Raw genomic sequence first — 19,958 nt, forward strand, 5'->3', positions numbered from 1 at the left:
CGGTCGCGGCCCATTCTCCGCGTCCGTTCGGTGGATGGGCCCGATCAGTGGATGCTGAACCCGTCGGGCCACTCCGCCCGCGACAGCCAGTGCGCCGCGAGGTCCGCCTCGCGGCGCACCGCATCCGGTTCCGACCCCAGCACGGTCACGTGCCCGATCTTGCGGCCGGGGCGCTCGGCCTTGCCGTAGAAGTGCACCTTCGCGTGCGGGAACCGCGCGAACAGGTGGTGCAGCCGCTCGTCGAGCTTCATCCCCGGCGCCTCCGGCGCCCCCAGCACGTTGCCCACCACCACGACCGGCGCCGTCAGATCGGTGCTGCCCAGCGGGTAGTCCAGCACGGCGCGCAGGTGCTGCTCGAACTGCGAGGTGCGGGCCCCCTCGATGCTCCAGTGCCCCGAGTTGTGCGGGCGCATGGCCAGCTCGTTGACCACGATCCCGTCGCCGGTGACGAACAGCTCGACCGCGAGCACCCCGGTGACGCCGAGCTCCTCGGCGATGCGCAGCGCCAGGTCCTGGGCCTCGTTGCCGAGCTCCGCGGGAACGTCCGGTGCCGGCGCCACGACCTGCACGCAGATGCCGTCGCGCTGCACGGTTTCCACCAGCGGCCACGCCGCGCCCTGCCCGAACGGGGAGCGCGCCACCACGGCCGCCACCTCCCGGCGCAGCTCCACGCGCTGCTCGGCCAGCAGCGGCACGCCCTCGCCCAGCAGCTCCTCCGCGGTGCGGCGCGCCTCGTCGGCGTCGTCGAGCACCCACACGCCGCGACCGTCGTACCCGCCGCGGGCGGCCTTGAGCACGCAGGGCCAGCCGTGCTCCTGCCCGAACGCGACGAGCTGCTCGACCTCGGTGATCTCCGCGAACGCGGGTACCGGCACGCCCATGTCCGCCAGCCGGCGGCGCATCACCAGCTTGTCCTGCGCGTGCTCCAGCGCGTCCGGACCCGGGTGCACCGCGTGCCCCTCGGCGATGAGCGCGCGCAGGTGCTCGCCGGGGACGTGCTCGTGGTCGAAGGTGACGACGTCGCACTCGGCGGCGAAGGCGCGCAGCGCGTCCAGGTCGGTGTGCGTGCCGATCCGCACCTCGGAGGCCACCGACGCGGCCGACTCGTCCGGCGACGCGGCCAGCACGCGCAGCGACTGGCCGAGCGGGATCGCCGCCTGGTGGGTCATGCGGGCCAACTGGCCGCCACCGATCATGCCGACAACGGGGGTTCCGGTGCGCTGGTCCACGGCGACCAGCGTAGGCGGCCCGGCGCCGCTGCCCGGATGGGGGAGCGCACATCGCGACATGCCTCACGCCGAGCCGTGTTCACCCGAACGCACCCGCCGACACGCACCCGGTTCGGCGGGCGGGATGGTGCGCACGGCACACTGTCGATCACAATGTGCGCGGACCGGGCGCAGGGCGGCGTCGGCGGAAGCGGGCGGCCCCGAGATGGCGCCCCGGCAAGCAGGCGGGGCCCGGAGATCGCCGAGCGGCCCGGGGGACACTGCCCGCTGGCGAAGTGAGCGGCGGCGAGGGAGGTGCGGCGTGGCGAGCCCCCCGACGAAGGTGCAGGACCGCAGCGACGCGACGTTGATCGAAGACGTGCGCAGCGGGTCCACCGAGGCGTACGCGCAGCTCTACGAGCGCCACGTCGAAGCGGCGCACAACATGGCCCGGACCGTGGCGCGCAGCTCCACCGATGCCGACGACCTCGTCGCCGAGGCCTTCGCGCGCGTGCTCGACGTGCTGCGCTCCGGCCGGGGGCCGACCGACGCGTTCCGCGCCTACCTGCTGACCACCATCCGGCACACCGCCTACGACCGGACGCGCAAGTCGCGGGAGCACCCGGCCGAGGACGTCGGCGCGGTGCCCGGTGCGGACATCAGCGTGCCGTTCACCGACACCGCGGTGGCCGGGTTGGAGCGCACGCTCATCACCCAGGCCTTCCAGCGGTTACCGGAGCGCTGGCAGGCGGTGCTGTGGCACGTCGTCATCGAGCAGCAGACGCCCGCCGACGTCGCCGCGCAGTTCGGGCTCACCCCGAACGGCGTGTCCGCCCTGGTCTACCGGGCCCGCGAGGGGCTGCGGCAGGAGTACCTCCAGGTCCACCTCGGCCAGCTGGACACCGAGGGGGCCCCGGTGCGCTGCCGCTCCACGGCCAAACGTCTCGGCGCCTGGGCCCGCGGCAAGCTCGCCCGCCGCGAGACCACCCAGGTGGAGACCCACCTCGACGAGTGCGAGCGCTGCCACGCGCGGGCCGGGGAGCTCGTCGCGATCAACGACACGCTGCGCGGGACCCTGCCGCCGGCGCTGCTCGGCCTCGCCGCCACGACCGGCTACCTGTCGTGGGCGGCCGGAGGCACCGCGGGTGGCGTCACCGCGGGCGCCGCGGCCGGCGCGGGAGGGGCCGGCGGGGCGGTCACCTCGGGGCCGCGGCAGACGGCCACGGCAGCGCTCTCCGCCGGCGGGTTCCTCGCCGCGATCGGCCTGGCGCTGGCCGCGGGGGGCGGTGAGATGCCCCGGCCCGCTGCCGCTCCACCACCGCAACCACCGGTGGAGCGGCCGCAGGCGCCCGAGCCTCCTCCGCCGCCGGAGCCCGAACCGCAGGACCCGCCGCCGGCACCGCCGGCACCGCAGCCTCCGGCACCGCAGCCTCCGGCACCGCAACCGCCGGCCGAGCAGCCGCCGCCACCGCAACCGCAGCCGGAACCACCCGCGCCGCAACCGGCGCCGCCGGAGGAGGACCTCGCGGCCACCGGGCCGGCCGAGCCGGTGCGGCTCGTGGCGGGCGGTGATCCGGCCGACCTGCCGATCACCGTGCGCAACGACGGCGACGGCACCTCGGAACCGGTCACCGTGACCCTCGCCCTGCCGGACGGCGTGTCGGCCGAGCTGCCCGGCGCGCAGTCCCCGGGCAGCACCGCGCCCGCCGGGACGGCCCCCGCGTCGGTGACGCCCGCCGCCACCGCACCGGCGAGCACCTCCCCCGCCGCGGTGCCCGCGCGGGCCGCGGGCTCGGACGTGTCCTGCGCGGAGACCGCCTCGGAACTGCGGTGCTCGACCGCGCGCGGCCTCGCCCCCGGCGAGTCGGTGCGCTTCGACTTCCGCGTCCGGGCCGCGGAGGGGGCCGCGGGCGGGCAGATCCGGGCGCGCATCGGCTCCGGCAACGAGGTGCACGTCACCCTCCCGAGCGTGCCCGTCGTGGTGGCACCGGACCCGCCGCGCGACGGCGTCGCCGTGCGCATCACCGCCTGGGACGAGGTCCCCTGGTTGCGCAGCAGCCGCGCGAGCCTGCAGGTGCACAACACCGGCCAGCGCACCGACCGCGCCGAGGTGTTCGTGCGGCTGCCGGAGGAAGTCGAGCTCGCGGGGTGGTCGGCGCGCTGCGACCGCGTCGCCGAGCACCGCCTGCGCTGTTCGGACGAGCTCACCCCCGGTGAGTCGTTCCGCGCTCACGCCTGGCTGCGCACCGAACCGGTCCTCCCGCACCGGCCGTCGGCGGATCCGGCGTCGTGGCCGCACGACTGGGCCCCGCCCGGCCGGGAGGTGGCGGTGCACGCGCGGGCGCAGCTCGGCACGGCCGAGGACCAGGACGCGGCCACGCTGCACGCGTGGTCGCCGTGGCCTCCGATGCCGCCGCACCCGCCGGAGCCGACGACTCCGCCTGGCACTCCGTCCCCCAGCCCGCTGGTGACCACACCCGCGCCGGCGACGCCCGCGCGGCCGGCACCGCCGACCCCCGGCACGTCGACCCCGGGTACACCGAGCCGCCCGGCGGAACCGTCCCCGTCGACGCCGGCGGAGCCGCGGCCCTCGGCGCCGTCGGGCACACCGCCCACCACGGAACCCGAGCCGACGACGCCACCCCCGGAACCGACGACCTCCGAGCCGACGCCGTCCCCCTCGGAGACGCCGAGCTCGGAACATCCGGAGGGGACGCCGTCGCAACCCCCGGCCAGCGAAACCCCGGGCAACGAAACTCCGGCCAGCGGAAACCCGGAGAGCGGAACCCCGACCAGCGGGACGCAGGAGACCTCCTCCGGCGAGCCGCCGAGCTCCGACGGGCCGTCGCGCGGGAACGCCCCGCCGGAGAGCACGACGAACGGCAAGGAGCCCGAGGATGGCGGGTGACGGAGGGCACACGTCCTCGCCCGCTCCGGGTGAGGACACCGGCCCACCGGCCGGTTCCTAGACTCGGGGCGTGTCCACCGTGGAGTTGGCGCTGGGACGACTTCCCCGCCGCGTGCGCGACCTGGCGATCCGGCACCGCGAGTTCCTCAAGTTCGGCACCGTCGGCGCGGCCACGTTCGTGCTCGACACCGCGCTGTTCTACCTGCTGAAACTCACGGTGCTGGCCGCGCAGCCCGTCACCGCGAAGGTCCTCGCGGTGACGGTCGCGACGCTCGCGTCCTACGTGCTCAACCGCGAGTGGTCGTTCCGCACGCGCGGCGGCCGCCGCACCCCGCACGAGGCGCTGCTGTACTTCGTGGTCAGCGGGCTCGCCGTCGGGATGTACTCGGCCCCGCTGTGGATCTCGCGGCACCTGCTGCACCTGCACACCCCGTACACCACGCGACTGGTCGAGGAGCTCGCCGACTTCACCTCCGGGCAGATCATCGGCATCCTGCTCGGCATGCTGTTCCGCTGGTGGGCGTTCCGCCGCTGGGTCTTCCCGCGCAGCACCGCCGCGCCGCACCCCGCGGGCGGGGTCGCCCCGGTGCACGAGCTCACCCGCTGATCCGCGCCGCGCCCCGGGCGGGCGGAGCCGCCGACGAGCGCGTTCGCCGGCGCGGCGTCACCGCGGTGTGGACCGGTCCGCGTTCCACGGCACGCCGAGCACGTCGTCGGCCCTGGCCAGCGGCAGGAAGATGGTGAACACGGCCGGACGCGACTGGCTCAGTTCCATCCGGCCGCCGTCGGCCTCCACCAGTGCCCGCGCCAGCGCCAGCCCCACGCCCGTGGAGCCCGCTCCCGAGAATCCGCGCTCGAACACGTGGGACACGAGATCATCGGGCACGCCCTGACCGTGGTCGCTGACATCGATCACCACGGTGCCGCTGCCCTGCCTCCCGGCGAGCGTCACGGTCCCCTTGCCGTGCCGCCGCGCGTTGTCCAGCAGCACGCCGATGGCCTCGCGGAGCCGTTCCGGCGTGGCGCGGGCGAGCAACCCGTCCGAGACCCGCGTGCGCAGCGAGCGGTTCTCCGCGTGCAGCGGTTCGCGCCACTCGGTGGCGACCTCCTCGAGCAGCGCCGTGACGTCCAGCGGCTCCGCCTCCCGCGCCCGCGCTTCCGTGGCCGCGGCCAGCAGGTCGTCCAGCACCGCGGAGAGCCGCTCGGCCTGCTCCAGCGCCTCACCCGCCTCCTCGGCGACCTCCTGGTCCTCCATCGTGCTCAGCGCCTCGAGCCGCAGCTGCAACGCGGTCAGCCTGCTGCGCAGCTGGTGCGAGACGTCCCCGACGAGTTCCCGCTCGCGCTGGACGAGCTGCGACAGCGCCGCCCCCGAGGCGTCCAGGGCATCGGCGACCCTGTCGAGCTCCGGCACCTGGTGCCGGGTGGGGTCGGCGCGGAAGTCCCCCGCGCCGAGGCGCGCGGCGCGGGCGGCGACGTGGCTGAGCGGGTCGGCCAACCGTCGCGCGGTCACCGTGGCCACGATCATCCCGGTCGCGGCCGAGAACACCACCAGCAGCAGCAACAGGCCGGCGACCTGCAGCTGCTGCATGCGCACGGGCTGGCTCGGCGCGGCGATCGTCACCGTGCCGCTCTGCACCATCGGCACGCTCTCCACGATCGGGTTCTCCCCCGGGTCGGGGCCGTAGGTGTAGTCGTGCTGCTGCGTGCGCACGACGAGCCGGGCCCCGTCCGGAACGGCCAACCGCGCCGCGTCCAGGTTGATGGGCCGGTGCGCGGCGATCTGCTCGTCCAGCAGCGTCGCGATCTGCTGGGCGCGGGTGGCCAGGCCGGCGCTGGTGATGTCCTGCACGAGCTTCAACGCGCTGAACCCGAGCGGCAGGCCCAGCACGATGGCGGTCACGGCGACCGCCAGCAGGGTGGCGCGGAGGATCCGGCGGCGCATGGCTCAGTCCGTGTTGAAGCGGAATCCGACACCGCGGACGGTGGCGATGTGCGTTTCGTCCATGCGCCCGTTGCCGTCGCCGAGCTTGCGGCGCAGCCAGGAGATGTGCATGTCGAGCGTCTTGCTCCCCTTGCGGTCCGATTCGGGCCAGACCTGCTCCAGGATCTCCTCCCTGCTGACGACCTGCCCGGCGCGCTGCATCAGCACCCGCAGCAGCTCGAACTCCTTGTTGGCCAACTGCACCTCCTGCTGCTCCACGAGGACGCGGCGGGCGGTGAGGTCGAGCCGCACGCCGCACGCCTCGAGCGTGTCCGGGGCGCCCCGGCGCAGCAGCGCGCGGATGCGGGCCATGAGCTCGGCGAGCCGGAACGGTTTGGCCACGTAGTCGTCGGCGCCCGCGTCGAGCCCGACGACGAAGTCCACCTCGTCGGTGCGCGCGGTGAGCATCAGCACGGGCAGGCCGCGCCCCTGGGCGCGCAACCGCCGGCATACCTCGAGCCCGTCCATGTCGGGCAGGCCCAGGTCGAGCACGAGGAGGTCGACGCCTCCCGCGGAAGTTGCTTCGAGCGTCCCGGGCCCGTCCTCGATCACCTGCACCGAGTAACCCTCGCGTTGCAGGGCGCGCGACAGCGGCTCAGCGATCGCCGGGTCGTCTTCCGCCAGTAGGACCACACTCACGATTCCAGCCTAGTGGCCACTGCGGACCGCGTCGGTGGTGCGCTGACCACGCGGTGTTGCGCAGCGCGTTCTTCCTGCCGCAACGCTCCGTTCGCCCGGAAGTTCCGCGGGTTTCCGCACGCGGAGAGTGGCGAGGTGGAAGCGCAGCGCATTCGGAGACCCCGAGCGGTCTCCGCGGCACGGGCCGGCCGGCGCCCCGGTAGGGTGCTCCGCGTGAGTGGTGACGAGCGCGACCTCGACCTGGCCCTGGAACTCGCCGACCGGGCGGACCGGATCACGCTGGAGCGCTTCCGCTCGCGCGACCTCACCGTCGACAGCAAGCCCGACAGGACGCCGGTCACCGACGCCGACCTGGCCGTGGAGGACGCGGTGCGCGGCGTGCTCGCCGAGCAGCGCCCGGCGGACGGAGTGGTCGGCGAGGAGCGCGGCGGGGAGATCGGCGCCGGCCGCGCGTGGATCCTGGACCCGATCGACGGGACGAAGAACTTCCTGCGCGGCGTACCCGCGTGGGCCAGCCTGCTCGCGCTGCTCGAGGACGGGATCCCGCGGGTCGCGGTGATCAGCGCTCCCGCCTTCGGCAGGCGCTGGTGGGCCGGTGCCGGTGCGGGCGCGTGGGCGAACTCCCCGGCGGGCGGGGCCGAGCGCCTCGGGGTCTCGGCCGTGGGCGAGCTGTCGGACGCCTACCTGTCCACCACGAACCTGGCCGAGTGGGACAACCACCGCACCCGCGCGGCGTACCTGCGGCTGCTCGACGCCTGCTGGGAGTCGCGGGCGTTCGGCGACTTCTGGCACCACTGCCTCGTCGCCGAGGGCGTCCTCGACATCGCCGCGGAACCCGTCGTGAACACCTGGGACGTCGCGGCGGTGCGGCTGCTCGTGGAGGAGGCGGGCGGGCGGTTCACCGACCTCGACGGTCTCGCGCGGATCGACGGCGGGAACGCGCTGTCCACCAACGGCCTCCTGCACGACGCGGCGCTCGAAGAGCTCCGCCCGGACTGACCACCGCACGAGCCCGCCCCGCGATGCAGTCGCGCCCCACGCGATGCCCGCCACCCGATGCGAGCCCCGCGATGCAGTCGCACCCCACGACCACCCCATCCGATGAGCACACCTGGGGAGAACTCGACCCCCTGTGGATGGATTGTGCTCCATCCGCGTGGGGACAACTCACAATTTTCATGAAAATTGCGCTCTCTGGAACGAGTCCAGATTTCGCTTTGCGCACCTCCGAGCGTTCGTGCGCCCGCACCTACGCCCCGAGCGCGTGGCGCACCTCGGCGATGATGCCCTTGCGGTCCGTTGCGAGCCGGTGCCCGTTCACCACGATGACAGTCCACCCGTACACCGCGAGCCGTGCGCGCCGCTCGCGGTCGTGACGGGCCTGCACCACGTCGGAGTGCCACATGCCGTCGTATTCGACGGCCACTTTCCGCTTCGGGAAAGCGAGATCCAGACGAGCCAGGAACTCCCCGCCCACGAACACCGGATGCTGCGGGACCGGGGCGAACCCCTCGCGGACCAGGACGAGCCGCAGAACGGACTCGGGGATCGACTCGGCGCGCCCGTCCAGGCAGGGGAAGGCGCGTTCCGCGTACCGCACCCCGTAGTACCGCCTCTCGGCGATGAAGCGCGCGATCTCGTCCACCCGCACCACGCGGTTGTGCACCAGCGCATCGGTGTACGCGACCGCCCGCTCCAGCGGAAACCGGGCCAGCAGGTCGAAAGCCGCGCGCACCGGGGTGGCTAGGCGCATGGCGTACCACGGTTCGTGCTCATCCGGCGCAGTTTGCAGATCCCGGGGGTAGACGCCCTGGTGACGGTAGCGGCGGCCGCCGAGCACTTCGACGTTCTCCCCGGCGTGGGCGAGTTCGACGCCGTGCAGCGTGGCTGCGGAGCGGCTGATGAACACGGCGCCCGGTGGGAGCACCATGCTCGCGGCGCGACACGTCAGCGCATGCGAGGGCGGCACCTCGCGAAGCGCGTACACCCCGTGGATGACCCGGCGGTATTTCGGGTCGCGCAGATCGTGGTCGGTGTATCCGGCGGCGAGAGCTTCAGCCCGAGTGAACAGCCCCGACTCGTTCACCTTCGGCAGGGACAACGGCGTCATGACGCCAGCTTGCTGCCTGCACCGGCCGAAAATCTTCACTGCTGCGGAAAGTTGTGGACAACTCGACCCCCTGTGGAAGGATTGTGCTCCATCCGCGTGGGGACAACTCACAATTTTCATGAAAATTGCGCTCTCTGGAACGAGTCCAGATTGCGGGGCGCCCGGGGAACGAAGTACCGGTCGCCGCACAGGGGCAGGCAGGGGGAGGGGCAGGGGCAGGCAGCACAAAGCGGGGGCAGAGCACAGGGACAGGGCGGGAGCGGCGGCCGAACGAGGGCTACTCGGGCGGGGGGAGCTCGGTACCACCGGCGGGAGTGGGGGTGGTGTCGAGCGGACCGACCACACCGCGCAGGGCCTGGGTCCAGGTCAACCGGCCGAACAGGTAGAAGCACGCCACCTGCTCGTCGTCGAAACGCGCCCAGTCGTAGCGGTTTCCGTGCTCCCGCCAGAACACGTCCCACGTGGACGCACCTTCGGCCTCGGAACGCAGCAGGCACCACGCGTCATCGGCCTCCGCTCCGACCGACACGAGCTCCGCCGGCACGTTCATGGCACGCAGCCACCCGAGCACCGATTCGGCGTTCACCGAACCTCCTGACTACCCGACTCCCCCTCCGGGCCGAACCGCACTCCGGTCGACGCGGTCAGGGGGTCCAGCGGGTCGTTCGCACCGGCCACCTGTCCCCGAGTATCCGCCCGCTCCGAAGCACCGGACCCTCCGGGTGCCTCCCCGGAGGAGGACCCGGCGCCGCAGTCCCCCGCGACCTCGACCAGATGCCCCGAAGCCACGAGCTCGACCACCGAGCGGGGCAGCACGTAGCGGGTCCCGCCACCGGGCTGGCCGAACCACGCCTGCGCCTCCTCCCGCACCACCGGCACCGCGAGCCGCACGCGGAACCGGCGGTAGGACCGCCCGCGGTACTCGGGCGGCTGCGCCCGCTCGGCGAACGGCGTGCCCGCGGCGAACACGAGGCGCCGCACCGGTGTGCCGAGCAGGTCCACCTCGGCCCCCTCGGGCAGCGACTCCGCCGAGCCCGGCTGTCCGGGCTCGGGCCAGACGTACCCGCCCGCGCTGTCGCGGTAGGTGCGGTCCCACTCAGACGGCTCGAGCCCGCCACCGGGATCGTCCGCGGACAGCTCCGCCGGGAGCGCGATTCCCGGGCCGAGGCCCCCTCCTGCCGCGCGCACCGCGGGCTCCTGCTCCGGCGCCGCGGGCAGCACGCCCCGCTGCCCGGCCCCCTCGTCCACCGCGTGCTGACGCGCCGGGGCGCTGGCGGAGACGGGCATGTGCCCGAGCGGGAACTGGTGCAGCACGAACGCGGTCGCCTCCGCGCTGCGCGGCGTGCGCGGGGCGCGCCCCGAACGCTGCGGCACGGGGCGCTGCGGCACGGGCGGGATGCCGGGTGCGGCGGGACGCAACGCGGCGCGCGGGCGCACCTGCCCCGCTCCGCGGTGCGGTGCGCGGCTCGCCGCGGCACCGGCGGGCTCGCCGGCCGGGGGCAGCGCCCGCCCGGGAGCGGTCCGCGGTTCCGCACCGGGAGCGGCCAGCGGCACCGGACCCGTGTCGGCGGCCGGCGAGCTCCCGGGCACCGCGATCGGCCCGGTGTCGGACGCGTCGGGCTCGCCGTCGCGCGCTGCTCGGTCGGACACGGCCGCAGCCTCCCTCGCCGTCGTTTCCCCGCGGTCAGGATAGCCACGCGGCGAGGAGAGCCACCCGAGCCGACCGGCGCGCGCAGCCCTGCCCCGCGGCCGCGCACCGCGGGGCAGGACGGACCGGCCGGTCAGGACACGACCGCGGGCCGCTCCTCGGCGAAGTGGCAGGCCACGTCGTGCTGACCGCCCTGCCGCTCGAGAGCGGGGTCCTGCTCGGCGCACACCTCCTGCGCTTTCCAGCACCGCGTGCGGAACCGGCACCCGGACGGCGGGTCGGCCGGGCTCGGCACGTCGCCGACGAGCCGGATCGTCTCCCGCTGCTCGCGCACCGACGGGTCGGGCACGGGCACGGCCGACAGCAGCGCCTGCGTGTACGGGTGCTGCGGGTGCTCGTAGATCTCCTGCTCGGTGCCGGTTTCCACGATGCGCCCGAGGTACATCACCCCGATCCGGTCGGACAGGTGCCGGACGACGCCGAGGTCGTGCGCGATGAAGATGTACGACAGGCCGAACTCGGACTGCAGCTGCGCCAGCAGGTTCATCACCTGCGCCTGGATGGACACGTCCAGTGCGGACACCGGCTCGTCGCAGATGATGACCTTCGGCCGCAGCGCCAGCGCCCGCGCGATCCCGATGCGCTGCCGCTGTCCGCCGGAGAACTGGTGCGGGTAGCGCTGGATGTGCTCCGGGTTGAGCCCGACGACCTCGAGCAGTTCCTGCACCCGCCGCTGCCGGTCGCCCTTCGGCGCGACCTCCGGGTGGATCTCGAAGGGCTCGCCGACGATGTCGCCGACGGTGCGCCGCGGGTTCAGCGAGGTGTACGGGTCCTGCAGCACGATCTGGATGTCGCGGCGCAGCCCGCGCAGCTCGCTGGTTCTCATCCGGAACATGTCGCGGCCCTCGAAGAGGGCCTGCCCGCTCGTCGGGCGTTCCAGGTGCATCAGCACCTGCGCGAGGGTCGACTTGCCGCAACCGGTCTCGCCGACGATGCCGAGCGTTTCGCCGCGGTTGAGGTCGAACGACACCCCGTCGACCGCGCGCACGTGGCCGATCGTCCTGCGGAACAGCACCCCGCGGGTGATCGGGAAGTGCTTGACGAGATCGCGCACTTCGAGGATCGGTTCAGGCACGGCTCATCAACTCCTCGGCGAAGTGGCAGGCACTGATCCGGCCGGGCTCGGGTTCGTGGTACGCGGGGACCTCCACCGAGCACCGCTGCTCCGCGCGGGGGCACCGCGGGTGGAACGGGCACCCGGCGGGGATCGCGGACAGGCTCGGCGGCATCCCGCGGATGCTGTCCAGTTCGGACTCCTTGGTGTCCATCCGCGGGATGGAGCGCATGAGCCCTTCGGTGTAGGGGTGGGCGGGACGCCGGTACAGCTCCTTCGCGTCGGCCGATTCGACGACGCGCCCGGCGTACATCACCGCGATGCGGTCGGCGATCTCGGCGACGACGCCGAGGTCGTGGGTGATGAGGATCATCCCCATGCCGTGCTCGCGGCGGAGGTCGTCGAGCATGTCCATGATCTGGGCCTGCACCGTGACGTCCAGCGCCGTGGTGGGTTCGTCGGCGATGAGCAGCTCCGGGTCGAGCGCCAGCGACATGGCGATCATGGCGCGCTGCCGCATCCCGCCGGAGAACTGGTGCGGGTACTCCCGCACGCGCTGCCTCGCGTTGGGGATGCGCACCATGTCGAGCAGTTCCGCGGCCCGCTTGGTCGCGTCGCGCCGCGACATGCCGCGCCGCAGGCGCAGCTGCTCGCCGATCTGGAACCCCACGGTGTAGACGGGGTTCAGCGCCGACAGCGCGTCCTGGAAGATCATCGCCACGGACTCGCCGCGCAGCTGCCGGCGCCGCTGCTCGCCCGCGGCGAGCAGGTCCTCCCCGCGGTAGTGGATGGAACCACCGGTGACCACGCCGGGCGGCATGTCCAGGATGCCCATGACGGTCTGCGCGGTGACGCTCTTGCCGGAGCCGGACTCGCCGAGCACGGCCAGGGTCTCGCCGGGCCGGACGCGGTAGCTCACGCCGTTGAGCACGTGGGCGGTGCTCTCGCGCATGCGGAACTCGACGTGCAGGTCGTCGACCGCGAGCAGGGGATCCGCGCCGGGCGCGTTGCTGTCCTGTGCAGACACGATCTTCTCCTACTTCTGCTTCGGGTCGAGGGCGTCGCGCACCGCGTCGCCGAGCATGACGAACGCCAGCACGGTGGCGACCAGGAACGCTGCCGGGAAGAACAGCAGGTGCGGTGCCACGGAGATGTAGTCCCGCGAGTCGGCGATCATCACGCCCCAGGACACGACCGGTGACTGCAGCCCGACGCCGAGGAAGGACAGCGTGGCCTCGGCGCCGATGAATCCGCCGAGCGCGATCGTGGCGTAGACGAGCACCGGCGAGATCGTGTTCGGCAGCAGGTGGTGGCGGATGATCCGCAGCGGCCCGGCGCCGAGCGCGCGAGCGGCCTTGACGTAGTCCTGCTGCTTGGCCGAGATCGCCGCGGAGCGCATGATGCGCATCGAGATCGGCCAGGACAGCACCGAGATCGACACGATCACCTGCGTGATGATCCGCGTCGCGCTGGGTTGCTGGGCGGCCGGGTTGAGCGTGGTCAGGATGACGATCGCGCCGAGCACGAACGGCAGCCCCAGGAAGATCTCGGCGAACCGGGACAGCAGGCTGTCCAGCCAGCCGCCGAAGTAGCCGGTGACCAGCCCGACGACCGATCCGATGAGGACGGTCAGCGTCGTCGCCAGGATGCCGACGATGATCGAGGTGCGGGCCCCGTAGATGCAGCGCGCGAAGATGTCGCGCCCCTGGGAGTCGTAGCCGAACCACGCCTCGCCCGACGGGCCTTCCCGGGCTCGGAGCAGGTCCTGGTGCGTCGGGTCGACGGAGGTGAACAGCTGCGGGAACGCCGCCATGACCAGCAGCAGCACCAGCAGGACGCTGCCGATGAGGAACAGCGGTCTGCGCCGCAGGTCGCGCCACGCGTCGCCCCACAGCCCGCGCGGTTTCTCCCCGCTCCCGCCGGCCGGCCGCCCCGGGGCCGGTGCCGCCGGATCCGCGCGCTGCGTGGTTTCCGTCGTCTGCTCGGTGGAGGACGAGCGCATCTCAGTCATAGCGAATCCTCGGATCGAGAACCGCGTAGAGCACGTCTACGAGCAGGTTCATCAGCAGGTACACGAGCACCAGCAGCGTCACCACGCCGGTGACGGTGACGCCTTCCTTCGTCTGGATGGCGTCGAAGACGAGGCCGCCGATGCCGTTGATGTTGAACACGCCCTCGGTGACGATCGCGCCGCCCATGAGCGCCCCGAGTTCGGTGCCCATGAACGTGATCACGGGGATGAGCGAGTTCCGCAGCAGGTGCACCCCGACCACGCGGCGCGGCGCCAGGCCCTTCGCGTGCGCGGTGCGGACGTAGTCGGCGCGCTTGTTCTCCATGATGCTGGTGCGGGTCAGCCGCGCCACGTAGGCCATGGACAGGCTGCCCAGCACGAATCCGGGCACGATGAGCTCTCCCCACCTGGCCTGGGAACTCACGCTGGGGTTGATGATCCCCCATTCGGTTCCGAGCAGCACCTGCAGCACGAAGCCGGTGACGAACACCGGCAGCGAGATGAGGAAGAGCGTGGAGACGAGCACGAGGTTGTCCACGAGGCCGCGGCCGCGCAGTCCGGTGAGGACACCGGCGGCGACGCCGATGACGGCGGCGAAGGCGAGGCCGACGACGGCCAGGCGGATCGTGACCGGGTAGGCGTCGCCGACGAGCTGTCCGACGGACAGCCCGGAGTAGGTTTCGCCGAAGTCGCCCTGGAGCAGCTGGCCGAGGTACTTGACGTACTGGATGACGAGCGGATCGTCCAGGTTGTACTTCTCGGTCATCTCGGCGACGTAGGCGGGCGGGCAGGCTCGCTCGCCGCAGCGGCCGGCGAACGGGTCACCCGGCAGCGCCCACACGAGCGCGTAGATGATGAACGTGGTCCCGATGAACACCGGGATGAACTGGAGCAGGCGCCTCAGGATGTAACGCCCCACGCCGAACCTCCTCGACAACGGTGGTGTGCCAACGGTGCCCCGGCAGCTGCCGGGGCGCGATGTGGGCGCGCACCGCGGGCCCGGTCGGGGTGGCGACCGGACCCGCGGCTTCGCGCGTCACTCCTTGAGGCGCACCGTTTCCAGGTCGAGGCTCATGTCGAACTGGACGTGCACGTTCTCCAACCGGTCGGAGTAGCCGGAGACGGCCTTCTGGTCCCACAGCGGGATGGAGGGCATGTCCTGGGCGAGGACCTCTTCGGCCCGCTGGTACCCCTTGTTGCTCTCCTCGACGCTGGGCGCCTGGTCGGCGGCGTCCATCGCCTTGTCGAACTCGGGGCTGGAGTAGTCCATGTAGTTCGAGGAGGCGCCGGTGCGGTAGATCTTGCCGAGGAAGGTCTCCGCCGAGGGGTAGTCACCGACCCAGCCGAACCGGAACGGCCCATCGTGGGACCGGTTCTCGTGCATCGTCATGAACTCGGAGAACGTGGGCACCGCGTTGAAGGTGCAGCCCACGCCGAGGTTGTTCTTCCACTGCCCGCAGACGGCCTCGATCCACTCCTTGTGCCCGCCGTCGGCGTTGGACGTGATGGTGACGGGACCTCGGAAGCCGGACTCCTCGAGCAGCTGCTTGGCGCGGTCCGGGTTGAACTCGCAGTTCTCACCGCAGGCGCCGGACTCGTAGCCGGGGACGGCCCCCTCGGGCACCCATCCCCTCGCCGGGGTGTAGGCGCCGTTGAACACGACGCCGGTGACGCGTTCGCGGTCGATGCCCATGGACAGGGCCTTGCGCACGCGCGGGTCCTGGTACTTCTCCTGGTACAGCGGAAGCTGCAGCGCGGTGTTGCGCAGGATCTCCTTCTCCACCACGCGGTCCTGCAGGTCGGTGCGCCACTTGTCGTCGACCAGGGCCGAGGGCGGCACCGCGTCGATGAAGTCGAGGTTGCCGGAGCGCACGTCCTGGTAGGCGGTTTCCTGCTCGTTGTAGACGCGGAACTCGACACCGCGGATGTTCGGCTTGTGCTCGCCCGCGTAGTCCTCGTAGCGGCCCAGCTTGATGTAGGCGTTCGGGCGCCGCTCCTCGAACGTGAACGGCCCGTTGCCGACGGGGTGCTTCTCGAAGCCCTCGGGGTCGTTGAAGAACTTCTCCGGCATCGGGGAGAAGGCGGGGTAGCCGAGCATCGTGGGGAACGTGGCGAAGGGCTGGTCCAGGGTGACCCGGAAGGTGCGCTCGTCGAGCACCTCGAGTCCGGACATCTTCTCCGCCGTCGGCTCGGGCTGCGGGCCCCCGCTCTCCCCGCCGCCCGGGTTGACCTCGTCGAAGCCCTCGATGTGCGAGAAGAACGACGCGGCGGACTGCCCGTTCGGGGCGTAGGCGGCGTAGTTCCACGCCCGCACGTAGCTCTCCGCGGTCACCGGCGTGCCGTCGTGGAACGTCCAGCCGGGCTTGAGCGTGATCGTGTAAACGCGGTTGTCGTCGGTCTCGATCGACTCGGCGTGCTCGTTGTAGGGCTCGCTGCTCTCCCCGTCGTAGCCGACCAGCCCCGTGAACATCGCGTCGACCGGGCGCCCCCCGCCGGTTTCCGTGGTGTCCGCGGGCACCAGCGGGTTCTCCGGCTCGGTCGAGTTGACCGAGATGTAGCCGTCCTCCGAGCCGGCACCACCGCCGCCGCAACCGCCGGCGACCAGCCCCACGACGAGCGGGGCCGCGATCCAGGCGGCCAAGCGTCGCTTTCGCATGTGCACCTCCCGCTAACGCGCATCCACGCGGCGCCACGGGCCGCGGTCGGCCCGCTCCACCGCGTGGTGCGAACAATTTAGGCGAGAAGTGGTCTGCACCGCTCGGATGTCATAAAGACGTAGCCGACTTTCTCGATGCAGCGGACAATTCACCTAAATGGCGGACGAACTGCCCACTCCGTGAGATGCGGCCCGCCCGTTCACGCGATCGACAGCGCGATGCCGTCGAGGATGTCCTGCTCGCTGACCTCCATCTCGGCGATGCCCGCGCGTTCGGCGAACTCGTCGGCGAGCGCCTTCACCACCAGCGCGCCGCCGCCGATCACGTCCACCCGCCCGGGGTGCATCGGCCCCAGCGCGGCGCGCTCGGAGTGCCCCATGCGCAGCAGGTCGCCGGTCAGCCGCTCGATGCCGTCCCGCGGCACCGACGAGCGGTGGATGCGGGTCGAGTCGTACTCCTCCAGCCCCAGGGCCAGCGCCGACAGCGTCGTCACCGTGCCCGCCACGCCGATCCACGTGCGCGCGCCCGAGGAGTCCACCGCGGCGAAGGCCTCGTCGAGCACGGACCGCGCGAGCTTCTCCGCCTCGGCGATCTCGTCGGCCGTCGCCGGGTCGGACGGCAGGCACCGCTCGGTCAGCCGCACGCAGCCGATGTCGGCCGAGTAGGAGGCCTGCACCCGCGCCTGCGCGCCGTCCCAGGTGCCCAGCACCAGCTCGGTCGAGCCGCCGCCGACGTCGGTGACCGCGAACGGGCTGCCGGAGGGGTCGAAGGCGCTCACCGCACCGGTGAACGACAACCGGGCCTCCTCCTCGCCGGTGATCACCTCGGCGTCGACGCCGAGCGTGCCGCGGACCATGCCGAAGAAGTCCTCCCGGTTCGCCGCGTCGCGGGTGGCCGAGGTGGCCACCATGCGGACGCGCTCGGCACCGGCCTGCCGCGCGGCCTCGGCGTAGTCCACCAGGGCCAGCCGGGTGCGCTCGATCGCCTCGTCGGCGAGCCGCCCCGACGCGTCCACCCCCTGGCCCAGCCGGACGATGCGCATGTCCCGCTGCACGTCCCGCAGCTCGCGCCGCCCGTCCCCGCTCGCCGTCACGTCGGCGATCAGCAGGCGGATCGAGTTCGTCCCGCAGTCGATCGCGGCGACCCGTGCCATCGGCGTTCCTCCTCGCGGTGTCGGTGCGCACCACTCCCGGTGAGGGGTGCGGTCACCACACTAGTAAGGGAATCCGCGGATCGGCGCTCGCGTGCCGCTGGGAGGCCGGGGCAGCTGAGGGGAGGCCGGGAGGTGCGCCGGGTCACGCGCCACCCCGGCCCGCAGGGGTGGCGCCGCAGCGCGGCCGTTGAGCATCCTCGACGGCACGTCCGCGCCAGCGGGCCCGGCAGCAGTCTCCACGAGTTGAGCACCCGTGCCGCACGTGGAGCGCACCGGCCGCGCGGTGAGGGCGGTCGCTGCGCGCCGCGCCTCCCCGCCCCACCGGTCGCCACGCCGTTGCCCGTTCGCCCACCCGGGAGGAGAGCCCCGTTGCACACCGGCAGCTACTACGAGCCCATCGACGAGCACCGCTACAAGCCCACGCCCCACGCGGGCGGGGCGTGGGACCCCGACGAGCAGCACTTCAGCCCGCTCGGGGGGCTCATCGTCCACGCCATCGAGCGCCACCTGGCCGCGCGGCCGACCAACGACCTGGTCCTGTCCAGGGTCAGCTTCGACATCCTCGGGCGCCTCGCCCTCGACGAATGCGAGATCCGGGTGGAGACGATCCGCCCCGGCCGCACCATCGAACTGCTCGAAGCCGAGGTGCTCATCGGGGCCCGCACCGCGGTGCGGGCCCGGGCCTGGCTGCTCAACCCCTCCGACACCGGCTCCGTGGCCGGCGGCGGCGCCGACCCGCTCACTCCCCCGGAGCAGCTCGAGTCCCGGTCGATGACCTCGGTGTGGCCCGGCGGCTACATCGCCTCCCTGGACTTCCGCCCGCTCGCACCGCCGCAGCCGGGCCGCACCGCGGCCTGGGTCGCCACCGACCTCGACCTCGTCGCCGGGCAGACCGCCAGCCCGCTCGCGTCCTACATCGCGCTCGTCGACACCGCCAACGGCATCGCCGTGCGCCAGTCGCCCGCCGAGTGGATGTTCCCCAACGTCGACCTGACCGTCCACCTCCACCGCCAGCCCGAAGGCCGCTGGACCGGGCTCGACACCGCGGTGACCTTCGGACCCGCCGGCCAAGGCCTCACCAGCACCTGCCTGCACGACGTCAACGGACCCGTCGGGCAAGCGCAGCAGATCCTCACCGTCCGCCCCGCTCCGCCCGCCGCGGGGTGACGGGCGTCCGTGGCCGCCGGGTCGGGGTTGCTCAGGATTCGCCGACCGGGTGCGCGGGCGGCAGCGGCACCTCGATGTCACCCGGCGCGGGGTCCTCGGCAGCGGACGTCTGGGCCTCCCGGGGCGCCTGCTCCCCCGAGGCGCCCGCCTCCGGCGGCTGCGACTCCGGCGGCTGCGACGGGGTCTCCTCGGACGGCCGGGCGGGCCCCTCCGGCGGCGGGGAGTCCTCCGGGAACTGCTCGCCCGCCGGCGGCTGCGCGGGTGCGGAGGCGGTGCCCTCCGGCGCGGCGGAGCTGCCTGGCTGCGCGCTGCCGGCGCGGGGGGTGAACCGCGGCTGCGGGACGGGGGGCGCCGGCGGCACCGGCTCGATCCGCGGGAAGTACGGCCCCTCCACGTCCGTGCCCGCGGTCTCCGGGGGCTTCAGCGCACCGGGGCTCGGCGGCACGCCGCGCTCGTAGGCGTTCGCCCAGACGAGGACTGCGCGCACGTACTCGGCGGAGCGGTTGTAGCCGAACACGGCGCGGGCCAGCTCCTGCGTGCGGCTCAGGTCCCGCCCGCCGGCGCAAAGGTACTCCCCCGCTGCGGTGGTGGCGTCGTGCAGGTTGTTCGGGTCCATGCCCGGTTCGGCGACCGCGCGCCACGTCCGCGGGATGAACTGCATCGGACCGACCGCGCGGTCCCAGCGCGCGTCGCCGTCGAGCCGCCCGCCGTCGGTGTCGGGGATCGCCGCCACGCCGTCGCCGTCGAGCACCGGTCCGCGGACCGGTTCGGTCGTCGTGCCGTTCGCGTCGATCGCGCCGCCGCGCGCGTGCCCGGACTCGACGCGCCCCAGCGCCGCCAGCATCGACCAGTGCAGCCCGCAGCCGGGGTGCTCGGCCGAGACGGTCCGCGCCGAGGACCGGTAGGCGCGCAGCACGGGCTCGGGGATGTCCAGCAGCCCCGCCTGCGCCGCGTCGTCCGGGAGCGCGGGGTCGGAAGCCGCCGCACCCGGGGCCGCGGGGTTCGGGGAGGTCCGCTGCTCGCCCGTCCCGCCGAGCGACCGCGGATCGCTCCGCTCCGGCAGCGTGCCGGCGACGCCGAGCGTGCGCGGCGGCACGTCGGCCTCCTCCGGCACGTCCTCGGCCCGCTGCGCGAGCATCCCGGTGACCACGAGCACGGCCGCCGAAGCGGCCACGAGCGGCGCGGCCACCACGGTTTCGACGCGCCTGCGACGGCGCCACGGGTTGTGGCCGCCGCGACCGCGTCGCGCTCGGCTGTCCTCGTCCAACGCCACTGGCCTCTCCCCGCCTGCGAGTCGGCGCCGCGGTCGGTGCCCCAGGGGCGCAAAGCCCGCGCACGATTTCCTTCCTTACAGGACGGCGG

At 73.2% G+C, this 19,958-nt stretch carries 17 protein-coding genes; 4 read left to right on the forward strand and 13 right to left on the reverse strand.

From position 1 onward, the window contains the following. Positions 1-44 precede the first annotated feature (44 nt). Entirely contained in the window at positions 45-1,229 is a 1,185-nt protein-coding gene (locus tag ACYVJE_RS19000) for a 5-(carboxyamino)imidazole ribonucleotide synthase (RefSeq protein WP_461145507.1), read from the reverse strand. A gap of 301 nt (positions 1,230-1,530) precedes the next feature. Here ACYVJE_RS19000 and ACYVJE_RS19005 point away from each other — a divergent pair, with 301 nt between their 5' ends. Further along, positions 1,531-4,116 carry a sigma-70 family RNA polymerase sigma factor gene (locus ACYVJE_RS19005; RefSeq protein WP_461145508.1) on the forward strand — a complete coding sequence of 862 codons (2,586 nt, stop codon included), beginning with the start codon at positions 1,531-1,533 and terminating at the stop codon, positions 4,114-4,116. Between the two features lie 70 nt (positions 4,117-4,186). Then, a complete protein-coding gene (locus ACYVJE_RS19010) occupies positions 4,187-4,723 on the forward strand; it encodes a GtrA family protein (RefSeq protein WP_459157184.1) in 537 nt (178 codons plus the stop codon). 57 nt (positions 4,724-4,780) lie between these two features. Here the strand turns inward: ACYVJE_RS19010 and ACYVJE_RS19015 are convergent, their stop codons facing one another. Together ACYVJE_RS19015 and ACYVJE_RS19020 are read right to left on the reverse strand one after the other, a co-directional pair. Further along, positions 4,781-6,058, reverse strand: coding sequence for an ATP-binding protein (locus tag ACYVJE_RS19015; protein ID WP_461145509.1), 1,278 nt, complete (start codon positions 6,056-6,058; stop codon positions 4,781-4,783). Positions 6,059-6,061: 3 nt separating this feature from the next. Further along, entirely contained in the window at positions 6,062-6,736 is a 675-nt protein-coding gene (locus ACYVJE_RS19020; protein ID WP_459157186.1) for a response regulator transcription factor, read from the reverse strand. A 213-nt stretch (positions 6,737-6,949) separates the two neighbouring features. Here ACYVJE_RS19020 and hisN point away from each other — a divergent pair, with 213 nt between their 5' ends. Then, on the forward strand, positions 6,950-7,735 hold the full coding sequence (gene hisN / locus ACYVJE_RS19025) for a histidinol-phosphatase (RefSeq protein ID WP_461145510.1): 786 nt from the start codon (positions 6,950-6,952) through the stop codon (positions 7,733-7,735). A gap of 250 nt (positions 7,736-7,985) precedes the next feature. Here hisN and ACYVJE_RS19030 read toward each other — a convergent pair whose 3' ends face one another. The 9 genes from ACYVJE_RS19030 to ACYVJE_RS19070 all read right to left on the reverse strand — a co-directional run bounded on the left by ACYVJE_RS19030 (position 7,986) and on the right by ACYVJE_RS19070 (position 17,429). Beyond that, a complete protein-coding gene (locus ACYVJE_RS19030; RefSeq protein WP_459157187.1) occupies positions 7,986-8,846 on the reverse strand; it encodes an endonuclease domain-containing protein in 861 nt (286 codons plus the stop codon). A gap of 277 nt (positions 8,847-9,123) precedes the next feature. Further along, positions 9,124-9,432 (reverse strand): hypothetical protein, encoded by a 309-nt coding sequence (locus ACYVJE_RS19035; protein ID WP_459157188.1) that lies wholly within the window; start codon positions 9,430-9,432, stop codon positions 9,124-9,126. After that, on the reverse strand, positions 9,429-10,496 hold the full coding sequence (locus ACYVJE_RS19040) for a TNT domain-containing protein (RefSeq protein WP_461145511.1): 1,068 nt from the start codon (positions 10,494-10,496) through the stop codon (positions 9,429-9,431). The genes ACYVJE_RS19035 and ACYVJE_RS19040 overlap by 4 nt, the downstream gene beginning before the upstream one ends. A gap of 131 nt (positions 10,497-10,627) precedes the next feature. Then, the gene (locus tag ACYVJE_RS19045; RefSeq protein WP_461145512.1) at positions 10,628-11,629 is read right to left on the reverse strand and encodes an ABC transporter ATP-binding protein; all 1,002 of its coding nucleotides are present in this window, start codon (positions 11,627-11,629) and stop codon (positions 10,628-10,630) included. Then, entirely contained in the window at positions 11,622-12,560 is a 939-nt protein-coding gene (locus tag ACYVJE_RS19050) for an ABC transporter ATP-binding protein (protein ID WP_461145558.1), read from the reverse strand. The genes ACYVJE_RS19045 and ACYVJE_RS19050 overlap by 8 nt, the downstream gene beginning before the upstream one ends. 84 nt (positions 12,561-12,644) lie before the next feature. After that, positions 12,645-13,610 carry an ABC transporter permease gene (locus ACYVJE_RS19055; protein WP_461145559.1) on the reverse strand — a complete coding sequence of 322 codons (966 nt, stop codon included), beginning with the start codon at positions 13,608-13,610 and terminating at the stop codon, positions 12,645-12,647. Between the two features lies 1 nt (position 13,611). Continuing rightward, positions 13,612-14,538 (reverse strand): ABC transporter permease, encoded by a 927-nt coding sequence (locus ACYVJE_RS19060; RefSeq protein ID WP_459157192.1) that lies wholly within the window; start codon positions 14,536-14,538, stop codon positions 13,612-13,614. Between the two features lie 117 nt (positions 14,539-14,655). Then, entirely contained in the window at positions 14,656-16,275 is a 1,620-nt protein-coding gene (locus ACYVJE_RS19065; protein WP_461145513.1) for a peptide ABC transporter substrate-binding protein, read from the reverse strand. A gap of 200 nt (positions 16,276-16,475) precedes the next feature. After that, positions 16,476-17,429 carry a Ppx/GppA phosphatase family protein gene (locus ACYVJE_RS19070; RefSeq protein WP_461145514.1) on the reverse strand — a complete coding sequence of 318 codons (954 nt, stop codon included), beginning with the start codon at positions 17,427-17,429 and terminating at the stop codon, positions 16,476-16,478. Positions 17,430-17,798: 369 nt separating this feature from the next. On the opposite strand from ACYVJE_RS19070, the gene ACYVJE_RS19075 reads away from it, so the two are divergent. Beyond that, positions 17,799-18,596: a thioesterase family protein gene (locus ACYVJE_RS19075; protein ID WP_461145515.1), complete on the forward strand. Its 798-nt coding sequence runs from the start codon at positions 17,799-17,801 to the stop codon at positions 18,594-18,596. A gap of 31 nt (positions 18,597-18,627) precedes the next feature. On the opposite strand, the gene ACYVJE_RS19080 is transcribed toward ACYVJE_RS19075, so the two are convergent. After that, positions 18,628-19,869, reverse strand: a complete 1,242-nt coding sequence (locus ACYVJE_RS19080; RefSeq protein WP_461145516.1) for a lytic transglycosylase domain-containing protein — start codon at positions 19,867-19,869, stop codon at positions 18,628-18,630. Between the last annotated feature and the right edge of the window lie 89 nt (positions 19,870-19,958).

The sequence above is a fragment of the Salinifilum aidingensis genome (genome assembly GCF_054782015.1).

What these genes read in the sequence shown, in the direction of transcription:
- ACYVJE_RS19015 (WP_461145509.1), bottom strand. Translation starts at nt 6,058, where the DNA reads ATGCGCCGCCGGATCCTCCGCGCCACCCTGCTGGCGGTCGCCGTGACC.
- ACYVJE_RS19030 (WP_459157187.1), bottom strand. Translation starts at nt 8,846, where the DNA reads ATGACGCCGTTGTCCCTGCCGAAGGTGAACGAGTCGGGGCTGTTCACT.
- ACYVJE_RS19050 (WP_461145558.1), bottom strand. Translation starts at nt 12,560, where the DNA reads ATGCGCGAGAGCACCGCCCACGTGCTCAACGGCGTGAGCTACCGCGTC.
- ACYVJE_RS19055 (WP_461145559.1), bottom strand. Translation starts at nt 13,610, where the DNA reads ATGCGCTCGTCCTCCACCGAGCAGACGACGGAAACCACGCAGCGCGCG.
- ACYVJE_RS19065 (WP_461145513.1), bottom strand. Translation starts at nt 16,275, where the DNA reads ATGCGAAAGCGACGCTTGGCCGCCTGGATCGCGGCCCCGCTCGTCGTG.
- ACYVJE_RS19070 (WP_461145514.1), bottom strand. Translation starts at nt 17,429, where the DNA reads ATGGCACGGGTCGCCGCGATCGACTGCGGGACGAACTCGATCCGCCTG.